This window comes from Kribbella sp. NBC_00889, assembly GCF_045207705.1.
Taxonomy (GTDB): domain Bacteria; phylum Actinomycetota; class Actinomycetes; order Propionibacteriales; family Kribbellaceae; genus Kribbella.
Window position 1 is genome coordinate 8,616,559 of the sequence record NZ_CP108783.1, and the last position, 17,434, is coordinate 8,633,992.

Here is a 17,434-nt window from a genome sequence, read left to right on the forward strand (position 1 = left end):
CCGAACATGTATGAGCTGATCCCGGTCGCGCAGGCACCGCAGTACGACGAGGAGGCCGCTGAGCGCTTCGCGGAGGAGTGGCCGGAGTTCATCTTCCATGACGTCGAGGTGCGGAAGTACATCGATCGGCGGCAGGAGTACTTCCCGGAGTGGGAGTTCTATCTCGTGTCCGACGACGAGCGGCTCATCGCGGGGTGCTGGGGTGTGCCGCTCGCGTGGGACGGGACCGTCGAGGACCTTCCCGGTGGGTTCACGGATTCCCTGGTGCGTTCGGTTCTCGGGTATGAGGAGGGCGTCGTACCGAACACCTTCGTACTGATGGCGGCCGCCGTACGCTCCGACGAACAGGGGCGCGGCCACGCCGGCCGGGTCATCACCTCCGTCCGCGACCGCGCGGTCGCCGGTGGCCTGCGTCAGGTGATCGCCCCGGTCCGCCCGACGTTGAAGTCGAGCTATCCACTGACCCCGATCGAAACCTTCATGACCTGGACCCGCAAAGACGGTCTCCCACTCGACCCTTGGCTCCGCACCCACGTCCGCCTGGGCGCGGAGTTGCTGGCGCCGGCGACCGCCTCCCAAACCATGACCGGCACCGTCGCCGAGTGGGAGAAGTGGACGAGCATGCCCTTCCCCTCCTCCGGCACCTACGTCATCCCCGCCGGCCTGACAACCCTCGACATCAACCACACCACCAACCAGGGCCTCTACACAGAACCCAACGTCTGGCTGCGCCACGCCTAGCTCATCGCGAGAGCGGCCAGGCCTTTGGTGAGGATGCCTTTGGTTACTCGGAGGGCGTAGGACTTGTCGGGGCCGGTGATGGCTTGGTCGGCCCAGCTGAAGACGTCCTCGAAGGCTCGGACGTGGCGGTAGTAGCGGACGGCCTCGTCGTCGATGGTGTGCGGGCCGTAGCCGGTGAGGAAGGCGTCGAGGTGCTCGGGGCGGGTGGGGCCGACGTCGCCCATGCCGCCGAGCATGAACATCAGATCCTGCTCGCGCGGGGCGAGGATCACATCGTCCCAGTCGATCAGATGCAGGTCGTCGTCGACGAGAACGTTGCCGAGATGCGGGTCGCCGTGGCAGATCACTCGGGGACCGGCAGGCTCCGGCGGCCGCGCGGTCAGCAGATGCGTGATCGTGTCCTCGTGCTCCTTCCAGACCGCCCCCAACTCCTCCTCGATCTCATCCTCCGGCGCCTGCGTGGCGAGCCGTGTCTGCAGCTTCTCGGCGATCGCCGGGACCCGCGCGTCGATGTGACTGTGCTTGAGCAGCGCATCCCGCAGCCTGGGCGGCGGCTCCGCGTCATGCACCCGCCGCAGGAGTACGCCGTACTGCGTCCACTGCTCGTTCGTCAGCCCGGTCTCGGCCGCGCGTACGCCGTTGATCCACGGCGTGATCGTGAGCCGCTTCTTCGCGTGGACGCTCCACAGGCCGCTGTCCGTCGTACGGATCATCTCCGGCACGCCCGGAAGCCCGCTGTCCGCCAGGAACGCCGCCACCTGGTGGCCGGTGTTCGTGCCGGCGCCGCTCCACTTCACGGCGTACGTGTTGGTCGCCGTACTCGCCTTCCACACCTGCGCGGCGATGTCCGCCCCGTGGGCCACGGGTGAGAGTTCCACCACATCCAGCCCGAAGTCCTCGGCCAGCCACCGCCGCATCAACGTGTCTCCCACGCCCGCCAGCATGCCCGGCCACCGCCCGCCGAAGCGACCCGATTACCGGGCTGACTGTCAGGCTGGTGTCGCGCTGGAGCGTGACTCGACGGCGTCGTACTCGGTCACACGGACGCGTACGACGGTGCCGACCTCGGCACCGGCTCCGCGGACGAGACCAGGCACGCCCGACTCCGTCTCGACGAACAGGCCGAACGGCTTCGACGACGTGACGACGACGTCGATCTCGGCACCAGGCCTCGGGAGGGTTCCGGTCATGCGGCTCACCCCCTTCCACCACTCAGGGCGAGGCGGGTGGGCGGAGCGCACGTCCGCCGGAGGACCTTCCGTCAAGGCAGACGCGGCGGCCCGGGAGCCACCCGGATCTCACCAGGGGCAATGGCAGATCCCGCCTGCTCACCGGTACGACGTCGTGCGGGGCGTCGTACCGCGGCGGCTTGTGGACAAGGCGGCGTACGAAGGCTCAGCGGTAGTTGACGAACTGGACGGCGAAGTTGAGGTCCTGGCCCTTGATCAGCGCCTGGACCGACTGCAGGTCGTCGCGGCTCTTGCTGGAGACCCGCAGTTCCTCGCCCTGGATCTGCGCCTTGACGCCCTTGGGGCCCTCGTCGCGGATCAGCTTGGACAGCTTCTTCGCGTTCTCCTGGGTGATGCCGGCGTTGATCGAGGCGTTGATCTTGTAGATCTTCCCCGACAGCTTCGGCTCGTCGGTCTCCAGTCCCTTGAGCGAGATCTGCCGCTTGACGAGCTTGTCCTTGAACACGTCCAGTACGGCGTTCACCCGCTCCTCGGTGTTCGCCTGCATGTCGATCGCCTCACCGGACAACTTGATCCCGGCGTCCACGTTCTTGAAGTCGAACCGCTGGCTGATCTCCTTGGCCGCCTGGTTCACGGCGTTGTCCACCTCCTGACGGTCGACCTTGTTCACGATGTCGAAGGAGGACTCCGAAGCCATGGGCACATCCTTTCCGATTTGCTGTCAGGGGCACTGTCTGTTGTATCGTCTCCCACGCCGGTTCACGAACCGGCAGCACCCTGGCGGGTTGCCCGAGCGGCCAAAGGGAGCAGACTGTAAATCTGTCGGCGTATGCCTACGCAGGTTCGAACCCTGCACCCGCCACCAGCACCAAAAGAGCCTCTGACGCGAAGATTCACCACGGTGGGCTTCGCGTCGGAGGCGTTTAGGACGCAGTGTCGAGGGTGACGTGGTAGCCCATGGCTTGGAGTTGTCGGATGGCTCGGGTGCGGGTGCGTTCGGGGTTGAGTCGGGTGTAGTAGTCGGCGCCGGGGTCGTTGTAGAGGGTGCCGGTGGTGGCCATGTGCCAGATCGCGATGAGCATGGAGTGCTGGATCGCGACGTTGGCTTTCTTGGGTCCGCGGCGGCTGGCGATGCGGCGGTAGCGGGCGCCGTAGTAGGTGCGCGGGTTCTGGGCGCAGGCCATGGCCGCGGCACCGAGGGCGCCTTGCAGGTAGGGGTTGCCGGGTCTGGTCTTGCTGGACTTCACCTTCCCGGCGGATTCGTTGTTCCCCGGTGTGGTGCCGGCCCAGGCGGCCAGGTGTTTGGCGGTGGGGAAGCGGCTCATGTCGGCGCCGGTCTCGGCGACGATCACGTCGGCGGTCAGGGTGGCGATCCCGGGGATGGTGCAGATCAGTGCCCGGAAGGCCTGAAAGGGCTCGATCACCTGCTCGATCCGGGCGGTGAGCTGGTTGATCGCGGCGGTGTGGCGGTCGATGAGGTCCAGGTGCACCCGGGCCAGGAACGCGTGATGCTCGCCGAACCGCCCGTTGAGCGCCTCGGTCAGCTCGGGGATCTTCGCCCGCAGCCGCCGCTTGGCCAGGTCAGCCAGGGCGGCCGGGTCGCGATCGCCGGCGATCAGGGCCTCCAGCATCGCCCGCCCCGACACCCCGAGGATGTCGGAAGCGACCGCGGACAGCTTGATGCCGGCGTCCTCGAGCAGCTTCTCCAGCCGCTGCGCCTCCCGGGCGCGTTCACGGGTGATCGCCGTCCGTGCCCTGGTCAGATCCCGCAACTGCCGGATCTCGGCCGGCGGCACGAACGAGCCCCGCACCAGCCCATGCGCACCCAACTGCGCCAGCCAGGTCGCGTCCGCGACGTCGGTCTTGCGGCCCGGGACCGTCTTCACGTGGCGGGCGTTGACCAGCAGCACCTCCACCCCGGGCAGGTCCTCGAGCAGGTAATAGAACGGCTTCCAGTAGTCGCTGGTCGCCTCCATCACCACGCACGTGACCCGCTGCGCGGCCAGATGCTCGCGCAGCGCCAGGATCTGGCCGGTCATCGAGGCCCACGTCGTGACCGTCTCCACCGTCTTGCGCCGACCCGCGCCGGCGATCCGGACGCACACCTTCGCATCCTTCTTCGAGATGTCCAGCCCGGCACACCGCGCATGCACCACTTCCATCGCCACCAACCCCTTCCCACGACTCCACCTGAAGCGTCCGTCGCGGGGAGGGCAGGGAAGACTTCAAAGTCTGACGCTCGGGCTCGATGGCACCAATCCACGGTTCCCGTGGAAGCCCTCCACCACCATGCTGACCTACAGGCTCACCGGCACCACAGAGGAATACGGGGTCGACCACGACGAACCCCACCAGTCTCAACCCCACCAACAACCCCCAGCAACACAGCGGCGCCGAATCTTCGCGCACCATGGTGCGCCTCGAAGACGGCGCCGCGTTGCTGACCTGCGAAAACGCAGCTCAGAGGCTCTCTTGCGGAGTCGGGAGGCCGGCGGGGCTAGCATTCGGCGCATGAGCGAGCCGCACACAGATCCTGTCGCCCACAACCGCCGCGCCTGGGACCGTGAGGTGGAGAAGGGCAACGAGTGGTCGCGGCCGGTGACACCCGAGGTGGTCGCGAAGGCGCGCGCCGGTGAGTGGTCCATCGTCCTCATGGGGTACGAGCCAGTCGACCCGACCTGGTTTCCTCCGGACATCGCCGCCTGCGACGTGCTCTGCCTCGCCTCCGGTGGCGGGCAGCAGGGTCCGGTGCTCGCCGCGGCGGGCGCGCGGGTGACCGTCTTCGACAACTCGCCCGGCCAGCTCGCGCAGGACGAGATGGTCGCCGCGCGGGAGGGGCTCGACGTGCGTACCGTGCTCGGCGACGCGCGCGACCTGAGCGGGTTCCCGGACGCCTCGTTCGACCTGGTCGTGCACCCGGTCTCCAACCTCTTCATCCCCGAGCTGGCACCGGTCTGGCGGGAGTGCCACCGCGTGCTGCGGCCGGGCGGCACGCTGCTGTCCGGCTTCGTCAACCCGGACGTCTACCTCTTCGACGCGGAGGCGATGGACACGCGCGGCGAGCTGGTCGTGCGGCACCGCCTGCCGTACAGCGACGTCACCCATCTGGAGCCAGGCGAGCGGGAGCGGCTATGGGGCGCCGACTCGCCGCTGGAGTACAGCCACACGCTCACCGAGCAGATCGGCGGGCAGACCGCCGCGGGGTTCGCCATCACCAGCTTCGCCGAGGCGCCACACCACTCGGAGGTGACGGCCGGCTGGCTGCCTGGCTACTTCGCCACCAAGGCGGTCAAGGGGTCCTAGGCCTATGACCAGATCTGTGACCGGAGGCTCTGAAACCTAGGTCGCCAGGCCCGGCACGGACCATTCGACCTTGTATCCATGGCGATTGGACCAGCGCCGCAACAGCGCTGACGGCCAACCGGAGCCCAAGTGTGCGCTCGGAGGGCTCGTCAGCATGGCCTGGCATCAAATGCTCAGCGGAATTCGCACGCCCGTACGTCGTACTCATGCTGGCCCTCAGTCAGTTGCAGATAGTCCAGGTCTGGTCGTTGCCCACGGCACTCACTCGCTAAACGCTATTTCTGCTGGATCGAATCGTTTGCCTGGTCGTCGCGGCTGGTACTAGCGTGAGCGAGAGTTGCATTGGGCAACTATATATTTGACAGGAAAGGCAGATACTGCATGAGATCGATCGGGCGAATGGTTGCGATGGGCGCGGCCGCGGTGGCTGTGGTTGCGGGCGGCGCGACGGTGGCCCAGGCGCAGACGCAGACCATCCACACCGTCACCTGTGCGAGCCAGGACGAGTGCATTCAGAAGCAGAACGTGTACCGGCACTACGGGTACGCGGTGTCCGACGTCTGGTACCGGGATCCGAACACGACGTGCGCCCCCGAGTGGCCCTGCGCTCTGGGCTGGCAGTTCCAGTGGGAGGAATGAACTGACCGCTAGACCGGTGCGGTGACATGGCGGTGGCATCCCCTCTCGGAGGCGGGATGCCACCCGCTGCGTAACAGAACGGGGCGGGGCGCGATTAGTAGGTCGGGGCTGGAGGGGAAGAACAACGTGGGGGGAATCATGCAGTGGTTTGAGTTGTGTCGCGCCGGTCGGTCTGCGCGAGGTGTCCGATGAGGCAGATCCTGCATCGGATGGGCGGCAGGGGCGCCTGGTACTACTGGGTGACCATCGTGACCGCCGGGCTGTTCGCCTGGGTGCCGTTCCTGCACGCCGCGACCAGGCTGAGCGACCGCCGGTTGCGTCGGCGCGCGGCCGTCTACGGCGTGGCCGCCGTGGTCCTCGTAGCCTTATCGAGCGCTACGCCGACCGACGCGAACGGCGATCCTCGGGGGGCAGTCGGCGATGCGCTGTCGACCGTCTTCGCGCTACTTGCGATCGCGATGATCGTTGTCGCGTGCGTGCAACTCCGCCCGGTGCGGAGAGCTGTGTACGGACTCGCGGAGCCCTCGCGGCTCGTGATTCCGCCCGGCACGGACCCGGCTGTGGCCCAGGCCTTGGCCGCCCGGGAGCGCCGGAACACTGCGCGTGCACTTCTCGAGAGAGACCCGATGCTTGCGCGGGACCTCAACATCGGCCGCCCGGATCGGCCGCGCAGCTACGACGACGGGGGGCTCATCGATCTCAACACCGCACCCGCCGGACTCCTCGTCGCCGTCTGCGGGCTCACGACGCAAGAGGCTGAGCGCCTCGTGTCCGCACGTGAGCTGTTCACCGCCGGGTTCTCCAGCGTCGACGAGGCGCTGGTGTACGCCGAACTGTCCGGGCCGGTCACTCACGTGCTCCGGGACCGCGGTGTGCTGCTGCCACGCTGACCGAGGGAATATGGGTGGAGCGGCCGGGAGTTGGTTGTTGAGACGGCGCATGACCCGAGGAGAGAGCAGGCGATGAAGCCCACTGAGTTCGTCAAGGTGAATGGTCAGTTCTGGGGGGAGCACCTCAAGGGGGTGGGGGAGCATCTGGCCGGGAGTCATCGGAACGAGCTGCCGGGGCCGTTGCTGTTTCCGCGGATGATGGTGCTGACGGAGACGCCGGACTGGAACATCCTGGAGTTGGTCGGGGTGAGCCGGGAGTACCGGTCGCTCGAGGTACGGCGACGGAAGGCGGCGAGCGTCGAGGAGTACTTCGGGCTCGGTGATGGTGCGCCGGTGGTCACGCTGCCGGGGGAGAACCTGTTCAAGGACGCCACCGTCGCGACCGAGGTCGGCCGTCGGGAGCTGGTGGATCGGTTCCCGGGTGCCGACAAGATGCTCGGCAACGAGTTCACCGGTCCGGGCGAGCAGATCCTGCAGTTCGCGCCGGGCAACTACTCGACGTTCGACCGGGTCCTGCTGGTGCACACCGTCGGCGCGTCGATCCGGGTCCACTGGACGTTCTTCGCGCTCGCGATCCACCGCTCCGAGCCGGCCGACAAGTACCTCGCCTTCCTGCGGAACTACGCCCAGGCCGCGGACCACCTCGACCCGATCGGCACCCTGAGCGTGCCGGTGGGCGATCTGGATCTGAAGGGTTCCCCGTTCGACAGCACGTACCTCGGACACGGCCTGCCGGACTCGACCGTCGACCAGTTCCTCGAGGACAACGAGAGCATCCTGCTGTCGGCGTTCGATGCGACCCGGCTGATCCGCCGGCCGTTCCTCGAGCGGCAGGAGGACGGCGACGCGCTGCAGCCGGACTTCATCCTCGAGACCGCGGACGGCAATCACATCGTCGGCGACCTCGGTCTCCCGCTGCTGGAGGGCAAGAAGCACCACCGCACGACATCGGTGCACGACGGCGCGGCCGCTCTCGCTCGGTACGCGGACTACTTCACGTCCCCCGAGCACCGTGCCTTCGCCCAGACGAAGTACGGCGTCGACGTCAGCGACCCGCGCAAACTGCTGGTGATCGGCACCCAGGACACGGTCAACCCCGCCGACGTGACGGACGCCGCCATCGAGATCGTCGACTACGACTCCATCCTCCGACTTCATCTGGCGGCGAACTCCTGACCGGCTAAGGTCCGGTCCCGTGGAGTACTTCGTGTACGGACGGGACCGGGTCGGTGGGTACGACGTCAAGGTGAACCTCACCGAGGAGCACTGGGCGTTCATGGATCGGTACGCCGAGGAACTCGTCGCCCGTGGTCCCACGCTGACTGCGGACGGCGAGGAAACGACCGGCAGCCTGCACATCGTCGATCTGCCGGACGACGAGGCTGTCCACACCTTCGCGTACGACGAGCCGTACTACCGCGCCGGTGCCTTCGACTCGGTCTTGATCCACCGATTCCGCAAGCACGTCGGCAGCACCATGTGGGACTTCGCGAACGCGGTCGAGGGGTACAACCGCTACCTCGTCATCACCGACGACGAGCCCCGGCCGCTCGCCTCACCGCACCTCATCATGTACGGCGACCTCCTCAGCCTGGACGCCGGCAAACACCTGGGCCGCGCCGCGCTCGTCGAAGCTCCCCAGCCTGAAGCAGCCGCGGTTCTCGTCGAGGCACCCGACGCCGAAGTCCTCCCGTGGGAGTTCGGCGGCCGCCGCTGACCTCACCACCCGTCGGGCAGGTGATCCACCACGGCCTCGACGATCAGCCGGCCATCCGGTGTGTCCACGCCCAGAGAAGACGCTGCGTGGTTGAGTCCCTCGAACTCCAGACACACGCAGCCGATGCCTCGGAGGACCGGCTTCAGGCGCCGGACTCGGTTGATCGCCTGGTCCGCAGTCCCGACGTACACGATCTTGGTGCCGGTGAAGCACCTGAGCTCGTGGTGCCAGTCATGGAATCGGTAGGCGCGCCAGAACTCCAACGGCGGGCGGGGTAGCCGAGGCTCCCGTTCCATCCGGCGCATGTCGCCGTCGGTCGGGAATCCGATCGGCGCGACTCCGCCCATGACGAGGCCCACCGCGCGGCTCGTCGAGCGCGCGACCATCGCCGCCATGCAGGCCGGCTGGGAGAACCCCCACACCACGAACCGGTCGATGCCCTCGTGGTCGAGCACTGCCAGCACCTGCTCGCCGATGCTCCCGAAGTCGTACTCCGCCGGCCGCTCACTCGCGCCGAACCCGATCGGATGCACCTGCACGACCCGGAACCGGTCGGCGAGCCAGTCGGCCGGTCGAAATCTCGCGGTCGCCGGTTGTTCCGGACCAGTACGACGGCCGGCCCGTCACCGCTCACCTCGTAGGCGATCCGGGCCCCAGCGCGGACGACCCCGGGCACTCAGGCCTCGGCGACGATCTTCCGCAGGGTCGCCGCGAGGGTACGACGGTCGGCCGCGGTCAGACCCGTGGTCATCGCACCGATGCGCTCGGTGAAGCCGTTGTGGGCGTCGTGCGCAAGGGCGAGGCCGGGGGCCGTCAGTTCGATCTGGCAGGCCCGGCGGTCGGTGGGGTTGGGGATCCGGCTGACCAGGTCGCGGCGTTCGAGGCGGTCGACCATGCTCGTCAGGCTGGAGCGTTCGATGCTGAGGATGCGGCTGAGCTCGGTCATCCCGAGCGGGCCGCCCAGCAGCACGCAGAGCAGGTGGGCCTGCTGCGGGGTGAGGCCGAGCGGCCGGCTGGTCTCGGCGTACAGGTCCTGCAGCACGTGCATCGTCTGGACCAGGGCACCGGCCAGGTCCGTGTCCCGCGCTGTCGTCGTGGCCATGCCCTCATGGTAGTCCGGTCAGCAAACAGTTTGCAGATCTCATAGTTCGTAGCGCTACTATTTAGGTCTACGAACTAAAAGGAGACCTCATCATGACCCCCAAGTTCGGCTACGGCTCCCCGGCCGACGTCCACGACGCGACCGCCCTGCTGCGCCTGGCCGCGCAGGCCGACCGGGACGGGCTGGACCATCTCTCGGTCTCGGACCACCCGTACGTCGCCGACCTCCTCGACGGCTACGCGACGATCGGCGTACTCCTCGGCCGCACCCAGCACCTGTCCGCGTTCGTCAACGTCACCAACCTCCCATTGCGCCCGGCCCCGGTGCTTGCACGTACGGCGACCTCCCTCGCGGCACTGTCCGACGGGCGGTTCATCCTCGGCCTCGGCGCGGGCGGCGCTTGGGACCGGATCACCACGATGGGCGTACCGGAACTGCGGCCCGCCGAAGCGGTCGAGGCCTTCGAGGAGGCGATGCAGCTCCTCCACACGATGTCCGACGGCGGTCGCCCCGAACCGACCAAGCACTACCCGATCGGGCAGCTCAAGCCCGCGAACGTTCCCGCGCCGCTCATCTGGACCGGCTCGAACGGCCCGAAGTCGCTCGCCGCGACCGGCAGGCGGGCGGACGGCTGGATCCCGGGCCGCGCAGCGGACTGGCTGAGCGACCGTTACCGCTGGTCCCGCCCGATCATCGACGACGCTGCGCTGTCGGTCGGCCGCAAGCCGTCCGACGTCGCCACGATCTACAACTTCCCCGGCGCACTCACCGCCTCCCCGGCTCGCCGTACCCGCGATGACGAAGGCCGCTGGATCGGCGGTTCCCCCGCGCAGTGGATCGAGGAACTCACCGGCGCGATCCTCGAGCACGGCGCTGCCGGGTTCACCCTGTTCCCGCGAGGCGCCGACGCGTACGACGTCCAGGTCGCGAGGTGGGCGCAGGAGGTCGTCCCCGCAGTGCGGGCCGCGGTCAGCTAGTCAGCCCAGCGCCGCTAGCTCCGCAGGCGACAACCGGATGGCGCCGGCCGCGATGTTCTCCTCCAAGTGGGCGGGATTCCCGGTGCCCGGGATCGCCAGGACGTTCGCGCCTTGATGCAGAGTCCACGCAAGGCGGATCTGTTGAGGCGAGACGCCGTGCTGGCTGGCGATCGCCTCGACAGCGGACGAGTCCTCCGGTGTCGCGCCGCTCTCACGCTCCGCGCCGGCGATCGCGAAGAACGGTACGTAGGCGATGTCCCGCTCGGCGCACAGCCGGATCAGCGCGTCCTCTTCACGGCGCAGGTCGATGGCGTAGCTGTTCTGCACACACACCACCGGCGCGATCGCCAGCGCCTCGTCCAGGTGGTCGGCGCGGACGTTCGACACCCCGAGCTGCCGGATCAGTCCGGCGTCCCGCAGGTCAGCGAGCGCGCCGAACCGGTCGGCGATCGAGTCGGCGCCCGCCTTCTTCATGATGCGCAGGTTCACCACGTCGAGGCGGTCGAGGCCGAGCTGGCGCAGGTTCGTCTCGACCTGCGTCCGCAACTCGGCCGCGGTTGTCGCATGGTAGAAACCGCGCTCCGGGGCCTCGCCCGGCCCGACCTTCGTGGTGATGACGAGCTCATCGGGGTACGGCGCCAAGGCTTCGCGGATCAGCTCGTTGGCATAGCGCGCTTCGCCGTCGCCGACCCTGAGCGTCCCGCCCGGTGAACAGTAGAACGCGGCCGTGTCGATGTGGTTGACGCCGAGCTCGACCGCTCGTCGCAGTACCCGGATCGCCACCTGACGATCCGGGTTCGGGGTGATCCGCATGGCTCCGAAACCCATCCGGTTGACGGTGACGTCGCCCAGCTTCCAGGTGCCTGCGGCATCCGCGGTGCTCATTCCTCGATCGCTCCTCGAACTGCGCGTAGATGTTGCCGGAAAGTCAGTGAGGGATCTGTCGCCCGCGCCGTCAGGTACTCCGAGAACCGCACCTGCACCCGCAACGACCGTCCAGCCCGGATCTCGGCCGCCTGCCGATGTTCGGTGTCGCGGATGGACTCGGCCAGCCCGGTCACCTCGTCGACCCGATCGGCCGGCACGAAGACCACACCGTCCTCGTCACCCAGTACGACGTCGTCCCGGCTCACCGACCAGTCCCCGATAGTTGCCGTGGACAACGCGTCGTCCGGTTGCGGGTCGAGCCGCAACGGCCCGGTCGGCATCGCGCCGAGGCTGAACACCGGGAGCCCGATCGCCGTGATGTCGACCGTGTCGCGATGCAGTCCCCAGATCACGATCCCGGCGAGTCCGGCGGCCTTGGCCTCGAGCGCGACCAGGTCGCCCACGCACGCCTCGTCCCGCCGTCCGCCGTTGTCCACAACCAGTACGTCGCCGTCCTCGGCCGACTCGAACGCCTCCAAGAAGACGTCGACACTGCCCACATGCTGCGCCGGCAACACGCGTCCGGCCACCCGGCCTCCGACCACAGCCGTCAGCGACGCGGTCCGCACGGGCACACCGGCCCGGAGACAGGCATCCGCCACATGCGCTGTCGTCAATCCGTCGAACAGCATGCCCGATCCCTTCTCACCGTACATATGGACAGGAGGTGTTCCGCCAACCCGCACTCCACCCGAGTCAACCGCGCCACGCAAGTCCGGCCCACAGGCCGACACCTCCTGTCGATCTGTACGGCTAGGACAGGAACGCGACGATCTCGGCCAGCGACGGACTGTAGGCTTCGCTGGAGGTGTCGACCGTCAGGGACGGGACCGGCAGATCGACCGCCTGGAAGGCGTTGTGGGTCCGCAGCCGGGCGTCGGCGCTGATCTGTGCGTCCTCGTGCGCGATCCGTTTCGGGTCGGTCGCCGTACGCGCGGTGATCCGGGCGAGCGCGACGTCGGCGGGGACCGTGCAATGGATGATCCGAAGGTCGGCGCGGTTCAGCAGCGGGGTCAGGCCGGGACTCCAGATCCGGTCCTGGAACGCGGCTTCGGCCACGATCGTCGTACCGCGGCCTACCAGCAGCCCGATCACGTCGAAGAAGGTGGACAGCGTCCGCATCGTCAATGGGTCGCCGGGGCCGGGTACGAAGCCAGGCGTCGCGTGCGCCATCCCCTCCTTGATCTCGTCCCGGCAGATCGCCGGGCACCCGATCGCGGCGGCCACCTGATGCGCCAGCGTCGTCTTCCCGGTCCCTGGCGGGCCACTCACCACTACGACAAGAGGTTTGGACTGCACCGCCGCACCCTAGCCACCCCCGACGTCCGCCCGCACCAGGATTCCGGGAGACGTCACCGAAAAGTGTCCGTGCGGGCGGTTAGCGTGAGGTCCGGATGTGGCCAGAACGTCGGTGGGCAGGGGGTGACAGTGGACGGATGACGACCTATTCCGCGGTTCGTACGACGGGCATCTACTGCCGGCCCGGATGTGGGGCGAAGCCCCTGGCGGAGAACGTGCAGACCTTCGAGCTGGCGGCGGCCGCCGAGGCGGCCGGATACCGCGCCTGCCTGCGCTGCCGGCCGTACCGGGTCGCGGGGACCGTGCCGGACGAGGCGCCGGAGCTCGTCTGCCGCGCCGTTCAACTGATCATCGCCGGTGTGCTGGACGAGTCCGGCGAGGCGGCGCTCGGCGCGCGGCTCGGGCTGTCGGCGCGCCACCTTCGCAGGTTGTTCCACGAGCACCTCGGCGTCACGCCGGACCAGTTCGCCCGCTCGAGGCGAGCCCACTTCGCCCGCAGACTCCTCGATGACAGCGATCTGTCCATCGCGGACATCGCGTTCGGGTCCGGCTTCGGGAGTCTGCGCCAGTTCAACCGCGCGATGCGTGAGATCTTCCGGGCGTCCCCGCGCGAGCTCCGCGACCGGCGGCGCCGGACCGACCGCCTGGTCGCCGATGGTGGCCTGGCGCTGCGGCTGCCGTTCACCACGCCGTACGACTGGGAGGCGATGAGCGCGTTCCTCGCGTCGCAGGCGATCCCTGGCATCGAGTCGGTCGAGGACGGTGTCTACCGCCGGACCATCTCTCTCGACGGCGATCCCGGTCTGCTCGAGATCGGTCCCGGCGGGCCTGATTACCTGCTGCTGCACGCACATCTCCCGTACTGGGAAGGTGTCATCCACGTCGTGGAACGAGCCGCGCGACTCGTCGCCGTCGAAGCCGACCCGGACGTCCGCGTGCCGGGCGCGTGGGGGCCGTTCGAGGTCGCGGTCCAGGCGGTGGTCCGCGATCAGCTACCACCCGAGGACGCGTACGACGTACTGCGCAAGCTCGTCGACGTGTACGGCGTTCCGGTCGCGGGGCTCGGCCACGGCCTCACGCACGCGTTTCCGGGTGCCGAGGCGCTGACCGGTGCCGAGCTGGTCGGGCCGCTGGCGCGAGCAGTTGCTTCGGGCAACATCATGCTCGACGGTGGTGCGAACGCCGGGACGCTGATCCGTTCCTTGGAAGCAGTGCCCGGCGTCAGTCCGCAGGCAGCCCGTCACATCGTGCTGCGGTTGGGTGCGCACCAGGCGTGGTTCAGCGAAGCAGGTCGTTGAGCTTGCCGAACTCGGCTGCGGTGGCGAGCACCTCGTAGGTTCCGGTCGACAGCAGTTCCTTCGCTGCTGCCGTCGCCAGTCCGTACGCGCCGGAGGTGATCGCAGGTCCGACGCTGATCCGGGTCACCCCGAGTGCGGTGAGCTCGGCTACCGTGGGCGCGCCCGGGCCGACCATCACGTTCAGTGGCAACGGCGACGCGGCCATCAGCTCACGGATGGTGTCGGCGTCCACGACGCCCGGAACGAACAGCACGTCCGCGCCGGCTTCGGCGTACAGCTTGGCACGCTCGATCGTGCCGGTCCCGTCGCCGAACAGGTACGTGTCCGTCCGGGCGTTGATCACCAACTCCAGGTCCCCGGCGGCAGCTCGGGCGGCCGCGATTCGCGAAGCCTGCAAGGTCGGATCGACCAGCGAGCCGCCGGAACTGTCCTCGAGATTGATGCCGACGGCACCGGCTTCGACGACCTCGGCAACTGTCGCTGCGACATCACCGTAGCCGGACTCGACGTCCGCGGTCACAGGGATCGACACCGCTCCGACGACCGCGCGAAGTGCCGCGATTGCCGCCGTGCGGTCCAATCCGCCGGCATCCGTGACACCGGCGGCCCAGGAGACGCCGGCGCTCGTCGTCGCGATCGCGGCAGCCCCTGCTGCCTCGATCGCCCGCGCCGAGCCGGCATCCCATGCGTTCGGCAGCACCAGCGGCGGCTGCGCGTGCAACGCCCGCAGTCGCCGGGCGAGCTCGTTCTGCGCGCTCACAGGCTGACCAGCAGTTCATGATCGATCTCGACGAACTCGACGATGAGGTTCGCGAACTTCCCCGCGATCAGCTCCCGGTACGCCGCCGACCCGGTGTGCGCGTCGTACGCCGCCTGATCCGCGAAGTGCTCCACGAAGAGTAGGTAGTCCGGCTTCGCCGGATCGCGGTACACCCGGAACGACAACGTCCCCTCCTCGGCTCCCGGCCCGACCGGCGCGAACTCCCGCACCAGCTCCTCGGCCGCCGCCTGGTTGCCGTCCTTCAACTTGATCGGAAACACCTTTGCCAGCACTTGATTCCTCCTGGGTCCGACTGAACTCCCTCAAGCCTCGCGCGCGCACCCGGTCAGGGTCTGGCCATATTCGGCCATCTCCATGAGTTCAATATTTGAGACGATATGTCTCATAACACAAGATCCTGCGCTAGCGTGAGAATGTCGGCGAGGGCAAAGGAGCCTGGAGATGAACAACGTCTACACCCACGGCCACCACGAGTCGGTGCTGCGGTCGCACAGTTGGCGGACCGCGGAGAACTCGGCCGGGTACCTGCTTGCGCAACTGCGGCCCGGGATGTCGTTGCTCGACGTCGGCGCAGGCCCCGGCACCATCACCGCTGACCTGGCCCGGCTGGTCGACCCGGGGCGGACCACCGCACTCGAGGCAACCGAGGCGGCGCTCGACATCACCCGTGCGACGTTCGGCAAGCTCGACGTGAAGGTGGAGTTCGTGGTTGGCGACGTCCACGCGCTGGACCTTCCGGACGACACGTACGACGTGGTCCACGCGCACCAGGTGCTGCAGCATGTGGCGGATCCGGTGCAGGCGATCCGGGAGATGCGGCGGGTCTGCAAGCCGGGTGGGATCGTCGCGGTCCGGGACTCGGACTACCACGGCTTCACCTGGTATCCGGAACTGCCCGAGCTCGACGAATGGATGGCGCTCTACCAGCGCCTGGCTCGCGCGAACGGTGGCGAACCCGATGCCGGCCGGCGGCTGCTGAGCTGGGCCTTGGAGGCCGGCTTCGAGAAGGTGGACGCGACGGCGAGCACCTGGACCTTCGCCGACGAGGAGGGACGCGCGTTCTGGGGAGGAATGTGGGCCGACCGCATCCTGCAGTCGGCGATGTCCGACCAGGCTCGCAGAGCCGGCGTACCGGAAGAGACGCTCAACGCGATCTCGGAGGCGTGGAAAACCTGGGCTGCCCGCCCCGACGGCTGGATCTCCATCCTCCACGGCGAACTCCTCTGCACCGCCTAGCCGGACCTGTGGCACTCACCAAGTCGGCCTGATCCGGGCGCGTCACGCTCAGGCTCGGGGGAGCGGAGCCCCGGCGATCGGGTTGGTGAGTGGGACAGGTCCGCATCTAGGGACCAGGCGAGGCCAGGACCACGAGGTAGCCGTCCGGGTCGCGGAGCCACAGTTCGTCGTGGTCTGCGTTCGGGTTGTGGTGGACGTCGGTGTGCACTGTGGCGCCGAGCGCTCGAGCGCGCGCGGCGGCCGCGGTCAGGTCGTCGGTCTCGAACCACACCGCGACCCCGTTCCCCAACGGATACGAGGGATCCCCGAACGGCTCGTGATGGTGATCGACGTCCAGATTGTGCAGTTGCATCACCAACACGCCGTCCACCTCGAGCCGCTCGTACTCCGGCCCACCATGAGCGCTCACGGCTCCCAGCACCTCGCAGTACCACGCACTGCTCTTCTCGACGTCGCTCACCGCGATCAAGGTCTGTGGTCTCATACCGGCGACGCTAGGCGCCAGGCGGCTAGGTGGTCTTGAACGAATGGGAACGCTGCCGCGACACCTCGTAGAGCACGGTCGTGGCCGCGTTGGCGGCGTTGAGTGAACTGGCCGACCCGGTGATGGGGATCCGCACCAACTGGTCCGCGGCCTCGCGCCAGCCGGCGCTCAGCCCGTTGGTCTCGTTCCCGATCAGCAGCAGGGTCGGCTGGGTGAAGTCGAAGTCGAACACGTCGACCGTCCCGTGCTCGTCGGTGCCCACGACAGCGATCGGTACGTCGGCCGAGCGCCGTACCCACTCGATCACCTCGCGCTGTGACGGAACCCGGACGGCGGGGATGCCGAACAGCGATCCGGTGGTCGCGCGGACCGCCTTCGGATCGTAGACGTCGGCGGCGTGCCCGGTGACGATCACGCCGTGGGCGCCGAAGGCGTCGGCGGACCGGATGATCGACCCGATGTTCCCGGGACCGGTCGGCCGGTCGAAGACCACGCCGAGGAAATCCGGTCCCACCGGAATGCGATCCAGGTCGTCCGGTGGCAGTTCGAGGACTGCGATCAGTTCGGGCGCTGCCTCGTCCTTCTCGCCGAGTTCGGCCAGCAACGCGGGTTCCATCGCGACCCGCTCGACACCGGGCAACCGCTGCAGCAACTCCTGCGCCCACCGCGACAAGGGTCGCGAGGCATCCTGGATCACCGCGCGCACCGGCCAGCCGTTGTCCACGGCAAGCGAAATCGGTCGCACTCCCTGCACCAGGAACTCACCGGCCCGTTGCCGCTTGGTCCGGTTGGTCAGCGATGCCTGCCACACCTGGAACCGGGCATTCCGCGACGAGATCCGTTGCACGCC

At 68.3% G+C, this 17,434-nt stretch carries 21 protein-coding genes, 1 tRNA gene and 1 pseudogene; 10 read left to right on the top strand and 13 right to left on the bottom strand.

Features of this window, described 5'->3' with window-relative positions:
* Positions 1-6 precede the first annotated feature (6 nt).
* Positions 7-741 (top strand): hypothetical protein, encoded by a 735-nt coding sequence (locus OG817_RS42480; RefSeq protein ID WP_396392421.1) that lies wholly within the window; start codon positions 7-9, stop codon positions 739-741.
* Here OG817_RS42480 and OG817_RS42485 read toward each other — a convergent pair.
* The 3 genes from OG817_RS42485 to OG817_RS42495 all read right to left on the bottom strand — a co-directional run bounded on the left by OG817_RS42485 (position 738) and on the right by OG817_RS42495 (position 2,628).
* A complete protein-coding gene (locus OG817_RS42485; protein ID WP_406050701.1) occupies positions 738-1,673 on the bottom strand; it encodes a phosphotransferase enzyme family protein in 936 nt (311 codons plus the stop codon). The genes OG817_RS42480 and OG817_RS42485 overlap by 4 nt on opposite strands.
* Before the next feature lie 57 nt (positions 1,674-1,730).
* A complete protein-coding gene (locus OG817_RS42490) occupies positions 1,731-1,931 on the bottom strand; it encodes a hypothetical protein (RefSeq protein ID WP_406050702.1) in 201 nt (66 codons plus the stop codon).
* 205 nt (positions 1,932-2,136) lie between these two features.
* A complete protein-coding gene (locus OG817_RS42495) occupies positions 2,137-2,628 on the bottom strand; it encodes a YajQ family cyclic di-GMP-binding protein (protein ID WP_406050704.1) in 492 nt (163 codons plus the stop codon).
* A gap of 82 nt (positions 2,629-2,710) precedes the next feature.
* Here OG817_RS42495 and OG817_RS42500 point away from each other — a divergent pair.
* Positions 2,711-2,796: transfer RNA gene (locus OG817_RS42500), tRNA-Tyr, on the top strand.
* 58 nt (positions 2,797-2,854) lie between these two features.
* Here OG817_RS42500 and OG817_RS42505 read toward each other — a convergent pair.
* Positions 2,855-4,093, bottom strand: a complete 1,239-nt coding sequence (locus OG817_RS42505) for an IS110 family transposase (RefSeq protein WP_406048631.1) — start codon at positions 4,091-4,093, stop codon at positions 2,855-2,857.
* Between the two features lie 349 nt (positions 4,094-4,442).
* On the opposite strand from OG817_RS42505, the gene OG817_RS42510 reads away from it, so the two are divergent.
* The 5 genes from OG817_RS42510 to OG817_RS42530 all read left to right on the top strand — a co-directional run bounded on the left by OG817_RS42510 (position 4,443) and on the right by OG817_RS42530 (position 8,480).
* Positions 4,443-5,234 (top strand): class I SAM-dependent methyltransferase, encoded by a 792-nt coding sequence (locus tag OG817_RS42510; protein WP_406050706.1) that lies wholly within the window; start codon positions 4,443-4,445, stop codon positions 5,232-5,234.
* Positions 5,235-5,615: 381 nt separating this feature from the next.
* Positions 5,616-5,873 (top strand): hypothetical protein, encoded by a 258-nt coding sequence (locus OG817_RS42515; protein WP_360456460.1) that lies wholly within the window; start codon positions 5,616-5,618, stop codon positions 5,871-5,873.
* A gap of 188 nt (positions 5,874-6,061) precedes the next feature.
* Positions 6,062-6,763: a type II secretion system protein GspK gene (locus OG817_RS42520; protein WP_406050707.1), complete on the top strand. Its 702-nt coding sequence runs from the start codon at positions 6,062-6,064 to the stop codon at positions 6,761-6,763.
* A 72-nt stretch (positions 6,764-6,835) separates the two neighbouring features.
* A complete protein-coding gene (locus OG817_RS42525) occupies positions 6,836-7,939 on the top strand; it encodes a hypothetical protein (protein WP_406050708.1) in 1,104 nt (367 codons plus the stop codon).
* Positions 7,940-7,958: 19 nt separating this feature from the next.
* The gene (locus tag OG817_RS42530) at positions 7,959-8,480 is read left to right on the top strand and encodes a YciI family protein (RefSeq protein WP_406050710.1); all 522 of its coding nucleotides are present in this window, start codon (positions 7,959-7,961) and stop codon (positions 8,478-8,480) included.
* A gap of 2 nt (positions 8,481-8,482) precedes the next feature.
* Here OG817_RS42530 and OG817_RS42535 read toward each other — a convergent pair.
* Together OG817_RS42535 and OG817_RS42540 are read right to left on the bottom strand one after the other, a co-directional pair.
* Positions 8,483-9,028: pseudogene (locus tag OG817_RS42535) on the bottom strand (alpha/beta fold hydrolase); the annotation flags it as partial.
* 128 nt (positions 9,029-9,156) lie between these two features.
* Positions 9,157-9,582, bottom strand: a complete 426-nt coding sequence (locus tag OG817_RS42540; RefSeq protein ID WP_406050712.1) for a MarR family winged helix-turn-helix transcriptional regulator — start codon at positions 9,580-9,582, stop codon at positions 9,157-9,159.
* A 92-nt stretch (positions 9,583-9,674) separates the two neighbouring features.
* Between OG817_RS42540 and OG817_RS42545 the strand changes: the two genes are divergently transcribed.
* Entirely contained in the window at positions 9,675-10,559 is an 885-nt protein-coding gene (locus OG817_RS42545) for an LLM class flavin-dependent oxidoreductase (RefSeq protein WP_406050713.1), read from the top strand.
* Here OG817_RS42545 and OG817_RS42550 read toward each other — a convergent pair whose 3' ends face one another.
* The 3 genes from OG817_RS42550 to OG817_RS42560 form a co-directional block, all read right to left on the bottom strand.
* Positions 10,560-11,444, bottom strand: a complete 885-nt coding sequence (locus tag OG817_RS42550) for an aldo/keto reductase (protein WP_406050715.1) — start codon at positions 11,442-11,444, stop codon at positions 10,560-10,562. It lies immediately after the preceding gene.
* Positions 11,441-12,118, bottom strand: coding sequence for an RraA family protein (locus OG817_RS42555; protein WP_406050717.1), 678 nt, complete (start codon positions 12,116-12,118; stop codon positions 11,441-11,443). Before OG817_RS42555 ends, OG817_RS42550 begins: the two co-directional genes overlap by 4 nt.
* Before the next feature lie 121 nt (positions 12,119-12,239).
* Positions 12,240-12,785, bottom strand: coding sequence for an AAA family ATPase (locus tag OG817_RS42560; RefSeq protein ID WP_406050719.1), 546 nt, complete (start codon positions 12,783-12,785; stop codon positions 12,240-12,242).
* Positions 12,786-12,922: 137 nt separating this feature from the next.
* Here OG817_RS42560 and OG817_RS42565 point away from each other — a divergent pair, with 137 nt between their 5' ends.
* Positions 12,923-14,083, top strand: a complete 1,161-nt coding sequence (locus OG817_RS42565; RefSeq protein WP_406050720.1) for a helix-turn-helix domain-containing protein — start codon at positions 12,923-12,925, stop codon at positions 14,081-14,083.
* On the opposite strand, the gene OG817_RS42570 is transcribed toward OG817_RS42565, so the two are convergent.
* Together OG817_RS42570 and OG817_RS42575 are read right to left on the bottom strand one after the other, a co-directional pair.
* On the bottom strand, positions 14,064-14,843 hold the full coding sequence (locus OG817_RS42570) for an isocitrate lyase/phosphoenolpyruvate mutase family protein (protein WP_406050722.1): 780 nt from the start codon (positions 14,841-14,843) through the stop codon (positions 14,064-14,066). The genes OG817_RS42565 and OG817_RS42570 overlap by 20 nt on opposite strands.
* Positions 14,840-15,136, bottom strand: a complete 297-nt coding sequence (locus OG817_RS42575; RefSeq protein ID WP_406050723.1) for a putative quinol monooxygenase — start codon at positions 15,134-15,136, stop codon at positions 14,840-14,842. Before OG817_RS42575 ends, OG817_RS42570 begins: the two co-directional genes overlap by 4 nt.
* Positions 15,137-15,305: 169 nt before the next feature.
* Between OG817_RS42575 and OG817_RS42580 the strand changes: the two genes are divergently transcribed.
* Complete coding sequence (locus tag OG817_RS42580; protein WP_406050725.1) at positions 15,306-16,100, top strand: class I SAM-dependent methyltransferase; 795 nt, start codon at positions 15,306-15,308, stop codon at positions 16,098-16,100.
* 106 nt (positions 16,101-16,206) lie between these two features.
* Here OG817_RS42580 and OG817_RS42585 read toward each other — a convergent pair whose 3' ends face one another.
* Both OG817_RS42585 and OG817_RS42590 read right to left on the bottom strand, forming a co-directional pair.
* Positions 16,207-16,584 (bottom strand): VOC family protein, encoded by a 378-nt coding sequence (locus OG817_RS42585; protein WP_406050726.1) that lies wholly within the window; start codon positions 16,582-16,584, stop codon positions 16,207-16,209.
* A 25-nt stretch (positions 16,585-16,609) separates the two neighbouring features.
* Positions 16,610-17,431 (bottom strand): TrmH family RNA methyltransferase, encoded by an 822-nt coding sequence (locus tag OG817_RS42590; RefSeq protein WP_406050728.1) that lies wholly within the window; start codon positions 17,429-17,431, stop codon positions 16,610-16,612.
* Between the last annotated feature and the right edge of the window lie 3 nt (positions 17,432-17,434).

What these genes read in the sequence shown, in the direction of transcription:
- OG817_RS42480 (WP_396392421.1), top strand. Translation starts at nt 7, where the DNA reads ATGTATGAGCTGATCCCGGTCGCGCAGGCACCGCAGTACGACGAGGAG.
- OG817_RS42490 (WP_406050702.1), bottom strand. Translation starts at nt 1,931, where the DNA reads ATGACCGGAACCCTCCCGAGGCCTGGTGCCGAGATCGACGTCGTCGTC.
- OG817_RS42495 (WP_406050704.1), bottom strand. Translation starts at nt 2,628, where the DNA reads ATGGCTTCGGAGTCCTCCTTCGACATCGTGAACAAGGTCGACCGTCAG.
- OG817_RS42505 (WP_406048631.1), bottom strand. Translation starts at nt 4,093, where the DNA reads ATGGAAGTGGTGCATGCGCGGTGTGCCGGGCTGGACATCTCGAAGAAG.
- OG817_RS42510 (WP_406050706.1), top strand. Translation starts at nt 4,443, where the DNA reads ATGAGCGAGCCGCACACAGATCCTGTCGCCCACAACCGCCGCGCCTGG.
- OG817_RS42515 (WP_360456460.1), top strand. Translation starts at nt 5,616, where the DNA reads ATGAGATCGATCGGGCGAATGGTTGCGATGGGCGCGGCCGCGGTGGCT.
- OG817_RS42520 (WP_406050707.1), top strand. Translation starts at nt 6,062, where the DNA reads ATGAGGCAGATCCTGCATCGGATGGGCGGCAGGGGCGCCTGGTACTAC.
- OG817_RS42525 (WP_406050708.1), top strand. Translation starts at nt 6,836, where the DNA reads ATGAAGCCCACTGAGTTCGTCAAGGTGAATGGTCAGTTCTGGGGGGAG.
- OG817_RS42540 (WP_406050712.1), bottom strand. Translation starts at nt 9,582, where the DNA reads ATGGCCACGACGACAGCGCGGGACACGGACCTGGCCGGTGCCCTGGTC.
- OG817_RS42545 (WP_406050713.1), top strand. Translation starts at nt 9,675, where the DNA reads ATGACCCCCAAGTTCGGCTACGGCTCCCCGGCCGACGTCCACGACGCG.
- OG817_RS42550 (WP_406050715.1), bottom strand. Translation starts at nt 11,444, where the DNA reads ATGAGCACCGCGGATGCCGCAGGCACCTGGAAGCTGGGCGACGTCACC.
- OG817_RS42555 (WP_406050717.1), bottom strand. Translation starts at nt 12,118, where the DNA reads ATGCTGTTCGACGGATTGACGACAGCGCATGTGGCGGATGCCTGTCTC.
- OG817_RS42565 (WP_406050720.1), top strand. Translation starts at nt 12,923, where the DNA reads ATGACGACCTATTCCGCGGTTCGTACGACGGGCATCTACTGCCGGCCC.
- OG817_RS42580 (WP_406050725.1), top strand. Translation starts at nt 15,306, where the DNA reads ATGAACAACGTCTACACCCACGGCCACCACGAGTCGGTGCTGCGGTCG.
- OG817_RS42585 (WP_406050726.1), bottom strand. Translation starts at nt 16,584, where the DNA reads ATGAGACCACAGACCTTGATCGCGGTGAGCGACGTCGAGAAGAGCAGT.